The sequence below is a fragment of the Neobacillus sp. 204 genome (genome assembly GCF_046562815.1).
GTDB lineage: Bacteria > Bacillota > Bacilli > Bacillales > Cytobacillaceae > Neobacillus.
In genome coordinates this window covers 419,168-431,621 of sequence record NZ_JBJORY010000002.1, presented here as the reverse complement: position 1 = coordinate 431,621, position 12,454 = coordinate 419,168, and the positions used below count along the sequence as shown (strand labels likewise).

General features: G+C 36.5%; 10 protein-coding genes. 9 read left to right on the top strand and 1 reads right to left on the bottom strand.

What is annotated here, in order from left to right:
* The first annotated feature begins 66 nt into the window (after positions 1 to 66).
* Together ACJ004_RS06180 and ACJ004_RS06175 are read left to right on the top strand one after the other, a co-directional pair.
* Positions 67 to 933, top strand: a complete 867-nt coding sequence (locus tag ACJ004_RS06180) for a nitroreductase family protein (protein WP_410891835.1) — start codon at positions 67 to 69, stop codon at positions 931 to 933.
* A 44-nt stretch (positions 934 to 977) separates the two neighbouring features.
* Positions 978 to 1,811, top strand: a complete 834-nt coding sequence (locus ACJ004_RS06175) for a pentapeptide repeat-containing protein (protein ID WP_410891834.1) — start codon at positions 978 to 980, stop codon at positions 1,809 to 1,811.
* Between the two features lie 159 nt (positions 1,812 to 1,970).
* On the opposite strand, the gene ACJ004_RS06170 is transcribed toward ACJ004_RS06175, so the two are convergent.
* Positions 1,971 to 3,926, bottom strand: coding sequence for a GTP-binding protein (locus tag ACJ004_RS06170; RefSeq protein WP_410891833.1), 1,956 nt, complete (start codon positions 3,924 to 3,926; stop codon positions 1,971 to 1,973).
* A gap of 234 nt (positions 3,927 to 4,160) precedes the next feature.
* Between ACJ004_RS06170 and ACJ004_RS06165 the strand changes: the two genes are divergently transcribed.
* The 7 genes from ACJ004_RS06165 (at position 4,161) to ACJ004_RS06135 (ending at position 12,386) form a co-directional block, all read left to right on the top strand.
* The gene (locus ACJ004_RS06165; RefSeq protein WP_410891832.1) at positions 4,161 to 4,598 is read left to right on the top strand and encodes a hypothetical protein; all 438 of its coding nucleotides are present in this window, start codon (positions 4,161 to 4,163) and stop codon (positions 4,596 to 4,598) included.
* Between the two features lie 381 nt (positions 4,599 to 4,979).
* Complete coding sequence (locus ACJ004_RS06160) at positions 4,980 to 5,612, top strand: YjgB family protein (protein WP_410891831.1); 633 nt, start codon at positions 4,980 to 4,982, stop codon at positions 5,610 to 5,612.
* Positions 5,613 to 5,693: 81 nt separating this feature from the next.
* Positions 5,694 to 6,239 (top strand): hypothetical protein, encoded by a 546-nt coding sequence (locus ACJ004_RS06155; protein ID WP_410891830.1) that lies wholly within the window; start codon positions 5,694 to 5,696, stop codon positions 6,237 to 6,239.
* Between the two features lie 411 nt (positions 6,240 to 6,650).
* Positions 6,651 to 7,550, top strand: coding sequence for a DUF6843 domain-containing protein (locus ACJ004_RS06150; RefSeq protein ID WP_410891828.1), 900 nt, complete (start codon positions 6,651 to 6,653; stop codon positions 7,548 to 7,550).
* A gap of 110 nt (positions 7,551 to 7,660) precedes the next feature.
* Entirely contained in the window at positions 7,661 to 8,533 is an 873-nt protein-coding gene (locus tag ACJ004_RS06145; RefSeq protein WP_410891827.1) for a proline iminopeptidase-family hydrolase, read from the top strand.
* A 189-nt stretch (positions 8,534 to 8,722) separates the two neighbouring features.
* Positions 8,723 to 8,854 (top strand): hypothetical protein, encoded by a 132-nt coding sequence (locus ACJ004_RS06140; RefSeq protein ID WP_410891826.1) that lies wholly within the window; start codon positions 8,723 to 8,725, stop codon positions 8,852 to 8,854.
* Positions 8,855 to 9,215: 361 nt separating this feature from the next.
* Entirely contained in the window at positions 9,216 to 12,386 is a 3,171-nt protein-coding gene (locus ACJ004_RS06135; protein ID WP_410891824.1) for an ATP-binding cassette domain-containing protein, read from the top strand.
* The last annotated feature ends 68 nt before the right edge of the window (positions 12,387 to 12,454 follow it).

Here is a 12,454-nt window from a genome sequence, read left to right as displayed (position 1 = left end):
TATTATGGATGAGAGGATATTTTGTGTTAAATTAGAAGCATATATCCAAAGGTAGGCGAGGACTTTATGATTTTTAAAAAGTCGGTCATTGAAACAATGCAAAAACGTCAATCGATTAGAACCTATGAAACTCAAAAGATAACTACAGATCATCTAAAAGAAATAAATGACTATTTCAATGAGGAAAACAATTTAATAGGACCGTTTGGAAAAAAAGGTCAAATTGAGTTGGTCGAGGTAACTAACAATGTTACTGACAAAGGGATTAAGTTAGGAACCTATGGATTTATCAAAAATCCAAGTGCGTATATAATCGGGATCACCGAAAACAATCAGTATTCTCTCGTCGATTTTGCCTACACTTTTCAAAAGTTGATTTTATTTTTGACAGAGTTAGGAATCGGTACATGTTGGATGGGAGGGACGTTCAATCGGAATTCCTTTGAAAAGGAGATTCAGTTAGATGAACGAAGATTTATTCCTTGTATCACACCCATTGGTTATCCGAAACAAAAACAACGAGTTTTTGATAAAGCCGTTCGTTTAGTCGTAAAAGCAGATAATAAAAAGTCTTGGGATAAGCTTTTTTATGATGCCAACTTTGAAAGGACCTTAACAAAGGAAAATGCAGGTCTTCTTGAAGTACCGATAGATATGGTGAGGCTTGGACCTTCTGCTTCCAACAAACAACCGTGGAGACTCGTGGTTTCTGATGATCGTAAAGTTTGTCATTTTCACATCGAACATACACCGAATTATAGCACTAAATTAGGCTATGATATGCAGTTATTGGATATAGGAATAGCGATGTGTCAGTTTGATTTAGCATGTCAGGAATTAAACATTAAAGGCAATTGGACTGTAGAGGAACCCAAGATAAATCTCCTTAATGAACAGACTGAATATATCGTAAGCTGGCATTTAAAAAGTTAAGTTAAAAAATGGTATCTAGAAGAACGTATAAGGGAGCGGTTGGATTGGCAAATGAATTAATAAAAAAAGACAATAATTTTCATAGTTTACGGTCAGATTGTATAAATTGCTTTGGTTTGTGCTGTGTGGCTTTGCCATATGCAAAGTCGGCAGATTTTGCGTTGGATAAAGAAGCAGGTACTCCTTGCCCCAATTTACAATCTGATTTTCGTTGTGGGATTCATAAGAATCTTAGAAAGGAAGGATTTAGAGGCTGTGTTGGCTATGAGTGTTTTGGTGCTGGTCAAAAAGTTTCACAAGTTACCTATCGTGGAAACGATTGGCGGGATCAACCAGCTTTAGCAAAAGAGATGTTTGATGTATTTCCGATTATGCAGCAACTGCATGAGATGCTTTGTTATTTACAGGAGGCTCTTAACTTAGAAGAGGCGCAGCCTATTTATAAAGAATTGCAATCCGCTATTGAAGAAACTGAGAAACTAACATATCTAAATCCACTATCCATTCTAGAGGTAAATGTTCCTGCCCATCGAGCGATCGTTAATGATTTACTTCTCCGTACAAGTGAACTTGTCCGTGCTAAAGTATCAGCTAAGAAAAACGTAAAAAGGAGAGACTTCATTGGAGCCAATTTAAAAGGGGCGGACATGCGAGGAGCTAATTTAAGAGGGGGATTGCTGATTGCTGCGGATCTAAGGAAATCTGATCTCCGAATGGCAGACCTCATTGGGGCGGACATGCGAGACGCTGATTTACGAGGAGCAAATCTGACAGGAAGTCTGTTCCTGACTCAAGCACAAGTCAATTCAGCAAAGGGCGATCGTACCACAAAATTACCATCTACTTTAAAAATCCCGGAACATTGGATGAATGATTAATTGGGAAAAAAGTGAAGGAACGGTCGTCAATAGGGTTTATTGACGACCCTAACTGCAGAAAAAGTGAAGACACAGTCGTCATTAGGGTATGACAACTGTGTCTGTAAGATAATTGAATTAAATATAGATTACGACCTCATGAATTCATAAACTTTGAATCTACTTTAAACAATGCATTTCACTTTCCACTTCATCCCACGGCACGGAATAGCCTTGCCCTTTGGAGCAGAAGATGGATGACGAGGTATATTCTGGATCTGCATCTTTATTGTAATTGATCCTTTCCATTACCTCGTTTGGATTATGGCAAGGGTAATAACCTCCAACAACTAGGTTTAGTGTTCCTTTTCCTTGTGTAATCGAGGCAAACTCAGGGCCATAATTCATAAAGGTAGCAACAGGAACTTTCCCTGTTAATAGGGTTTTATTTCCATCGGTAATTGGTGGGTTAAAGCTGCCGTGTCCATTCTGGATATCGGTGAGGACTTTCCCCATATGTTCTATATCCACTTTGATTTTATAATCATAAAAAGGTTCTAACAGGATGTTGTTAGCTTTTTCAAGACCTTGGCGCAATGCTCGGAAAGCTGCCTCTCTAAAGTCCCCGCCAGAGGTATGTTTGTTGTGGGCTCGTCCTGTTACTAACGTAATCTTCAGGTCGGTAATTGGCGACCCAGTAAGTAATCCATGATGTTCCCTTTCAAAAAGGTGATTCCGGATTACGTTCTGCGTTCCGACCGGTAAATCATCGGTATGACAAACACTTTCGAAAGAAATCCCACTATTTCTCCCACTTGGCTCTAATTTAAGATGCACTTCCGCATAATGTCCTAGTGGTTCAAAATGGCCATAACCAATGACCTCTGAACCGATTGTTTCTTTATATAGGATCTCCGGTTCAGCAAACGAAACATCAAAAAGAAAGCGGTCCTTAATTACCTGTTTAAGAACCTCAAGTTGGATGACCCCCATGACATGGATGTGGATTTCCTGAGTCCGTTCTTCCCAGGTGACATTTAGAGAAGGATCTTCGGCATCTAACATTTTAAAATACCGTAACACTTCTTTTACATTCATTGATGGTTCGAAAATAACTTTGGACTTTAATGCCGAAACCATTTCGTATTCGGCTTTTTCTTGTAATGTTCCCAGACCATCCCCAGCCGTAGTGGCTGACAATCCTGATACAGCAAAAATATCACCTGCGACTACTTGGTCGACCGTTTTAAATTTACTTCCATTATAAAGTCTTATCTGCGTTATTTTTTCGCGGAGAAGGTTTTCATCCACACTGTAACTTAATTCATCCCTAACTTTTAATGTCCCTTGCAGTGCTTTGATAAACGTAATCCTTGTGCCTTTTTCATCATAGCGAATCTTGTAAACACGGCCGGAAAAGGGAGGATCACTTGGATAATCGGAACTGGTTAATAGGTCTAATTTTTCAAGGAAGCTGTTGACGCCACTATCTTGTAAAGCCGAACCGCTAGCACAGGGGAAAATCTGTCTTTCTTTTACTAGCTTTCTCGTGGTTTCTAACCAATTTTGTGGATGATATCCAGTTACCATGTATGTTTCCAAAAGGGATTCGTCACGTTCAGCAATAAATTCAATCAGTTCATCATTCATTTTCCCCTGGGTCAAAGTCTCCGTCATATCAAACACTTCTGTGGTTAAGTTGCTGCGGATTTCATCTAAGACCCGTGCAGAATCGGCACCAACGCGATCGGTTTTATTGATAAAGAAAAAGGTTGGAACATGGTGCTTTTGTAAGAGTCTCCAAACAGTTTCAGTATGACCCTCGATTCCTTCTACCGCACTAATAATCACAATCGCGTAATCCATCACTTGAATCGCCCGTTCCATTTCGGGAGAGAAGTCGACATGACCTGGAGTATCGATCAAATAATAAGTGGATTCATTATAAGAAAACATCGCCTGATCGGCAAATACGGTTATCCCTCTTTGTCGTTCAATTTCATGTGTATCGAGAAAGGTATCCTGATGATCGACACGTCCTCTTTGTCGAATTGTTTTCGTGTGGAAGAGCAGTTGTTCTGCCAATGTGGTTTTTCCTGCATCGACATGAGCAAACATACCTATCGTTTTTTTCATGTTGTCACCTCTACTATCGTAAACTATCTTTATATCTAACTATTATAGCAAATGAGGTACGCAGGTTACTTGAAAGTTTTACGAAGGTATGTTTGTTCTAACGGAAATTCTTTTTTCTTCTTCAAGTTACGTGGCAGGTTAGTAAATATAAAATTTATATGTGTATTGGATTTTCCATTTTAGGAAAACCTAATTTTAATTTTTTAATGCTTGTATTATTAAGGTGGTTTAGATATGTGGTGGTTTACTTATACAGCATTAAGTATTAACCTTCTTGTTATCTGGTTTATGCCAAAGCGATTAACATTAAAAGAGATATATGTAACTTGGTTTATAATCGCCATGATTAATTTAAGTTCAGATTTTGTTTTGTGTTTATACTTTAAACTTTATGAGTTGGATGGAAGCGGAATTCAACTACGTGTCCATCTATTGGAATGGACATTAGGAGCTTCCTACGGCATAATTTTTCTTAATTTTATGCCCAAAAAAGTGCATAAATTTATTCTTTACCTAACTGTTTGGGTAGCTTACTCTTTATTTTTTGAAGCTGTCTTAGTACACCTAAAATATGTTAACTTTACTGGTTGGAAATTACTGTACTCAGCACCGTATTATATTTGTGCGTTTTTGTTTCTTAGATGGCATATTCATTTCATTAGGACTAATTAAAAATATTACTTTTGTTTATTTTGCAAATCTCTTAATGAAGAATGATTTTTATAATTCCAAAATCCAGATTGTGAAAAATTGCACTTAACTACCGGAGAGTTGAAAAAGATGGACTGTAACAACAGTTCATCTTTTTTAGTTTTACACAAAAAAAGAAAAATTTTGTAATTAATGTAACAATTTATAAGCTCATTTCGTTTTAAATAAGTAAAGGGGGTATGTTGATAAAACAATATTACTTTAACCATGTTCAACGAACATAACACTTTAGAATGAACACTTCATAATATAGGAGGGTATGATAGAAGAATGATCCATTTTACTACCTAAATAAAGATCTTCAATTATAATTATAAATTTCCCTGAAAGGATGTAAAAAATTTGAAAAGAACGGTAAAAACTTTTTTTATTCCATGTCTATTTGTGCTTCTAGTAGGCTGTTCTAATGATCAAGAAAAGCAATCTACAACCTCTCCACCAAAGCAATCTACGACTAGTCCTAGTTCTCCCAATCAAACTCAAAATAATGGACCAAAAAACCCATCCAATAACCCATCAAATTCACAACAAAACATAACTGATAATAAAAATGCTACATTGATACACGAAATTGTAACACTTGCTAAAGTTGGAACAGTCAAAAATTGTAGTTTTCCTGCGGATACAACGGTTATTGATCAGGTAATCGCAAAATGGGGAAAGCCAGATCAACAAGATTTTGTTGCAGGAAATAGATATTTCACTTATACCAGCCATGGTATTGTATTCGGTGTTAATAAGGGAGAACAAATTTTTGATGTACGCTCCTATTCAAAAGAGATTCAACTAATAACTTTTGACGAGGTAAATGGAGTGCTTGGCAAACCAAATGAAATTCATTACAGTAACGGTGACACAATATGGGTATATAACGTGAATGAGAAATTCCAATTAAAATTCATAGGTTCAAAATCTACCATCAACCATATTTCTGTCTTTTGTCCAGCAGATGCAAAGAATCAAATGGCGGGATGATTAAAATATAAATGGAGAAAATAATAAACTATTAGATCGCTTAGCTATTCGTAAGTTAAACTAAATCAGGGAGGCATATTTGTGAGAAGAAGAAATTGGATGCTTTTGTTTATTTCAATTTTTTTTGCCATTGGTTTACTAAACGGTGTTGCATATGCTGCGAATTCGACTAAATCGGATAGTGTTGTAACAAACGTTACACCAGACCCAAATTCACTGCAACGTCAGGTAGAGCTCTTGCAAGACTGGATAGCACCTCAATCTGCAAACGAGGCAGTTCAAACATGGGCTAAAGCCGTAAAAATGAGAAACGGTGCCGTACAATTTGCTGTTCTTTCCAAGGAACTACAGGAACAGACCAAAGGAATATTTGAAGAGCAAAATTGGGTAACTGGACTTTCAAGCCCGTGGGTTGATAAATATTCCATATCAAAAAGAAAGAAAACGGATAAAGGAGTAGAGGCTTACACTGTGGAGTTTAGGCTGGCTACTTCTACGGGATATGCAGGATCCGTAAAAGCATATCTTACGGTGGAAAATTCAAACGAAAAATGGATAATTACAGGAATAAAAGGTGACGGTTCGAACAGCTTAGAAGGAATTACCGTAGTTCCTTCAAATCCTTAATATCAAAAACCATTGGTATTAGATAACGATTAAAATAAAATAAGTTCTGGCCCTTATGGCAAAAGGGGGCTTTAGCGAGAGATCAATGCTGTCCTTTGTGGCAGCTTTTCTTATTGTAACGTAAGCAGGTGAGTGGAAGAAAAGAAAAATTCCAAACTATTATATGTTAAAATATAGGAAAATTGACAAGCAGGGGGTGAATGACAATTTTACCATGGAAAATAATATCAGCATCAGTTTCAAGTACTATCTTTGCAATTATTTTAGGATTAATTAATCCTAATCCTTTTGGTGATATAAAGAAATTCAGTATAATCACACTATGAATCAACTATATTTCGTTTTATATTAGGTGGTATAAAAATAACAATTCAATTTACAAAGGAATAGTAAAATGTAAAGGAGAAAACAATGGTAAGAAAGTTAAAATCGGCATTCTTCACAACACTTATATTGGGAGTGTTATTTTTCCTGTTTGAATTGATACAGGAGGGTTCTGCAGTATTTTTTATAATTGTCCTTTTTTATTCTGCAATAGGTAACTTTCTTTTTGGTATACCTATTTCATTTCTATCAGATTTTCTTACAAAAAAACTAATAAAATATAGATTTATAGTTGCAGGTTTTATACATATATTATTCGGCTTTTTAACAACTCTTGTAATTGGTAGGCTTGGTCTATTTGCAGGGGTATGCTCCTTACTCTTTTTCTTATTAGAAGAATGGCAAAAGAAGAACACCAACCTATACAAATTCAATAGAAAAATGTACATTATAAACGGGTTTATGACAATAAGTTTCTTCTCATTAGGGATATATGGGGCAGTAAATTTTAATGAACCAATTTTTGAAAAGAAAACGAATAATATCTATTTAATTCCTAATGGTTTTGAGGGGTCTATAGTGGTTTACTATAATGTTTCGGAGGAACCTCCTATAAAGAAAGAAGGAGAATTTTCAGTTATTCCAGTAAATGTAGAGAATTTAATAGAATTAGAAGGCACTGAAATAGAACATTATGGTATTTCTTTTACTTCTACTCCTAGGACTACTGAAGGTGCTACCGTTAATGATAAATATTATTACGTTGATGAAATGGGAGGAAGAACTAAAATAGACAATTATTGCACTTCTGGCGATGGTAGTGGAACTTTTACCACGAGTAGTGGGAAGGAAATCCAATACGATACTCTTCAAATAACAAAAACCGATTGTGGTGAGGATTTCTATCTTTATGGTAAGGAAATGTTTAATACTCAAATTAGTGAAGTACAAAAGCATTGGAGTGGTAAATTATCTAAAGAAAACTGAAATCATGAAATTCCTTCATTAACGGAATCAAGGTAAAAAACAGGAATTTTTTGCGAAGATGTCGAACCTATTCCATTAGAGACACGAATTAATTAAAGGGGAAATGACTTATGTTCGAAGAGGGATACATTGATGTAACTGGTGGAAGGGTATGGTATCAACTTTTTAATAAAGATGCCGTGGGGACTCCTGTGATTATTTTGCATGGTGGACCGGGATCGTCATCCTATTCTCTTCAAGGGTTAAAAGCTCTAGCTGAGGACCGTCCTGTTATCTTTTACGATCAATTAGGATGTGGGAAATCAGATCGTCCATCAGATCCATCACTATGGAGAATTGAGAGATTTGTTGAGGAATTAGCACAGATAAGACAATCTCTCAACCTTAATGAAGTACATATTTTGGGCCATTCTTGGGGAACAACACTTGCTGCAGCTTATTGTTTGACCAAGCCAAGCGGGGTGAAAAGTGTTATTTTCTCAAGTCCCTGCTTGAGTGCTCCATTATGGGAACAAGATCAACGACGCAATCTTGAAAAGTTGCCTAAAGAAATTCAGGCAACGATCATCAGATGTGAGGAAAATGAAACGACAGACACTGATGAATATAAAAAAGCCACAGAGGTTTTTAACAAAAACTTTGTATGTCGACTGAATCCTTATCCAGAATGGTTAAAAAAAGGTTCTCACTATCGAAATCCTGAGGTTTACAATATCATGTGGGGACCTTCTGAATTTACTGTCCTGGGCAATCTGAAAGAATTCGATTGTACCCCGCGATTAAAGGAAATCACCTTTCCAACACTTTATACTTGCGGGCGGTTTGATGAGGCGACCCCGGAAACAACCAAGTATTACAGTAGTTTGACACCAGGTTCCGAGTTCCATGTGTTTGAAAACAGTGCCCATATGCCTTATGTGGAGGAACCGGATGAGTTTTTGAGTGTCATTGGTGCCTTCCTGAAAACAAGGGATGCTCGTTAACTTCATGAACGGTTAAAGAAAAATGAGATAAAGTTGAATCTATGGAGAAACAATTTTTAATATTGTTGTTTCTCTTCTATTTCTTCACTATAATATCCAACGATTGATGATTTCCAGGAATAACCACAAGACAATTGAAAGCGTTTCCATTAAAATAGAGAATAAGATATAGGAGAGGGGAAACAAACAATGGAACTTTTATTTGAACAATGTAAACATAACCAGTCGGAAGAACCTTGTGATGAATGTACCCCAAAGAAAGAAGCAGATGAAAGTAAGGATATCCCTGAATATGACTATCATTTAAGATTGTGGTTCTAACATGAATAGAGCTTTCTTTTAAGATGTTTTGGAAAGATAATTATAATGAAATTCAAGTTAGCTAGAATAACAGCAAAAAACTCGTTTTTTCTTATGAAAGACGAGTTTTTTATTTTTTTTGTATGGCTATTTTCGCATAGATTGTTGTTTCTCGTATAAGTTCATCACCCCGTTTAACTATATACTTCGTGGCATCTTTTCGTGAGAACCTTTGCGGAAATTGCCTAGAGACTTAGTAAATGACCTTTATTAAGCTCCAATAGGAACAAAGTTTACGAAAAGAGCCTTTTGTATTTAGTATGCCATTAGTAGTTATGGTAACATGAAATGAGTAAATTTAGAGAATTCAGAGGATAGATGGATGAAAATCAATCAATTAATTGCGAACAATATTAACCATTTAGATGCAGTACTGCCAGTTGAAAAGTCGTTAGGAATTGCCGGTTTGTCTGGATCTGGTAAGACGACTTTTTGTCAAACAATTGGTGAGGAATCCAAGAAACGTCTCGTTTCCTTATTGCCAAAGGCTGAATACCAGTATTTATTTTCCAATATCATGGAAACCAATTTCAGTGCCATTAAGATGGAAGAAATGCCTTTAGTCCTTTTTCTCGGAAAATCATCGATTTCTTCCAATCCAAGGTCAACCATTGGCACTCATACCGGCGTATTTAAAGAGATTCGCGATCGGTTAGCTGCTAAATTTAATCTATCACCGGAAGTTTTTTCATTTAATAATGCATTAGGCTGGTGCCCCGATTGTAAGGGACGCGGTACAACTAAAAATGTCGAATGTCCAAAGTGTAAAGGGAAGCGCTACAATCATGAAGTGGAGCAATATACCCTTGAATTATTTGATCAACCACATACTATTTCCGATATCAACAATCTAAGTATTGAATCGATTCTCTCATTAGCAGAAGTCTTACATATTAGTGAACCAAAACAACATATTCTCCAAAATATCATCCATATGAATATTGGGTATTTAACACTGAATCGGATTATGGGTACCTTGTCAGGTGGAGAATTAACACGACTTTACTTGGCAGAATTCATGGCAACGAGTGAAGATACGGTTATTATCATTGATGAAATCTCCGTTGGTCTTGATCACCAAACCCTATTGAAAATTTTAGAACAGATTAAACAATTAGGCTTTAAGAATCAAATTTGGCTCATTGATCATTCGGATACGGTCCTCGATGCAACAGATGAACAATTGTTTTTTGGACCTGGCAGTGGGAAATATGGCGGGGAAATTGTGGGGGAATCACCACGGCCCAAGCCAATCTCATGGGAACGAAACCCAGCGGCGCCAACTGATTATTATCAATTTCATGACCTTTACTGTCGTAATATACAAATGGCGGAAATCCAGATACCTAAAAATAGACTGGTCACTTTTACGGGGGAGTCGGGATGTGGGAAATCTACTCTCGTGAATGAGTGTATTGCCAAAGATTTTCTAAAGCGATATCCAAAAGATAAATTAGTTATGGTAGGCCAAGATCGAAACCAATCAATTACCAGTCGGTCAACGGTTGCGACGTTTCTTGATATTAAAAGGAAACTCACAAAATATAGTGAAGAAATTGATGATATTTTCGGGCGTTCGATTGAAGACATTATTGATGAATTGCCAAATGAAGACATCGCTCATAAACGCTTAAGCTTATTGATCAAACTTGGACTTGGGTATTTGACCTTGGAAAGGAAAACACAAAGTTTATCGACAGGTGAATTTCAATGTGTTCATTTAGTATCTGAGCTATTTGCGAACTCAAGAAACCCGCATACATTGTTTATTTTTGACGAGCCTTCAAAAGGTTTATCACAAAATATTTTAAACCAATTTATTGATAGTGTTAGGGTCATTCTTCAAGATGAATCTGTTTCTATCATGATGATCGAACATAATTCTTATATGCTAGATAGCTCTGATTTTATCGTTGATTTTGGTAAAAGGCAGCTTGCTCCTGTCCAACATCTAGATGTTGTCAGTCATGATGACTATGCTTGTCAAAAAAACGAGGAAGATCAAGTGGCTCCTGTGCAAATTACTTCAACACTAAGGTTAAAAACTGGAGTTAATTATTTACATGAGGATCATATCGCTTATTTTAAAAATGCAGAAAATGTCTATAAGGGTGGAATCTTAAAAAGCTTATCGCCAATGGCCCGGTTGATTTATGGTGAATACGAATCCGACAAGATCGCACCTGTCATCGCCATCGATCTAGAAAGACATTTATATAGTCAATACAGCTTTCTCTATGAAATTGGTGGAATTATTAATCATATAGTGGCTGCGCATCCGACCAATAAAGATACTAGGAGTTTTGATTTCTATCATCAAGAAAATCATTGTCCGTGTTGTTCTGGTCGTCGTGTCATAGAACAATTTGATATTGATGTTGTTATTCAGGACAAAACCGTGCCATTCTGGGATGGCTTATTACATCCAGACGTAATGGAAGTATTAAAATATTATCAATATCCAAAATTGCAATTTCTTTTTGACGAGATAAAGAATGAACTTGGTCAAGATATTAGTAAAAGCATTAATGAGATGACAGAAGCAGAAAAACAGACCTTCCTATATGGTTATTGGGAAAAGTCGTTTTATGATAAAGCGGGTAAAGCATCGAGGACATGGGAAGGCTTTAACTACATCATCGGTCGTTATATGTTTATTTCGAAATCGATCATTAAAGAGCAGATGAAAGCATCAAAAGAGATGATCACCTGTCCGGTTTGCCAAGGTACCGTACTAAACCATCATAAAAAATTAGCCTTTGCGGACACGGATATTCGGGAAATTATTCAGCAACCGATTGATCGGGTCATTCAGTTAGTAGGGAAGTTACCTGAACTGGAAAAACTAAGAGCTATTGTTGGCGGCGATATGTCGCTCACGGAAGATGTGTCTTTCCTTCCAAGGGAAACACAAGTAGCGCTAAAAATGCTTGAACTAGAGCTAGCCAGCTTCACCCACTATGAAGTGGTTCTACAAAATGCCTTACCATTCTGGGGCAGTATTAAAGGTAATATCGAAGCCATCAGCAGCAAAAATCTACTCACAATCTGTGACTTTGCCAATATTACTGAAACGAGAGAAAGGATTATTGATAAGTACTTCACCAATGGAAAATACAAGAAACTCACGTATGTCTATGAGGCGTTTAGTTACAAAAAGATTGTTACGCAAATTAATAAAATTAAGGCTAGTCATCCTTGTCCATTCTGTAAAGGGAAGAAAGTCATTTCAGAAGATGGTCTCCATGATGGCGTGCAAAAATTATCAATCCCATGTGTTAGTTGTTCAGCAAGTGGCATCAATGAAGAAGGGCGGAAGGAAATCGTTGATGGCATCGATGTGAATACCTGGCTAACGGGCAAAGTAATGGATGTCGTTCCTGAAAGCATCAACCAAGAGGACATTGCAGAAATTCCGATTTTCAATCGAATTCGCGAGTTGAATAAAAGGGAAATGATGGCGGTTTATCATTATCTTCTGCAACAAAAGTAAATTTGCAAAAATAGCATTATTAAGTAATAGAAAAACGCATTTGCTATCAAGAGTAGCAAATGCGTTTT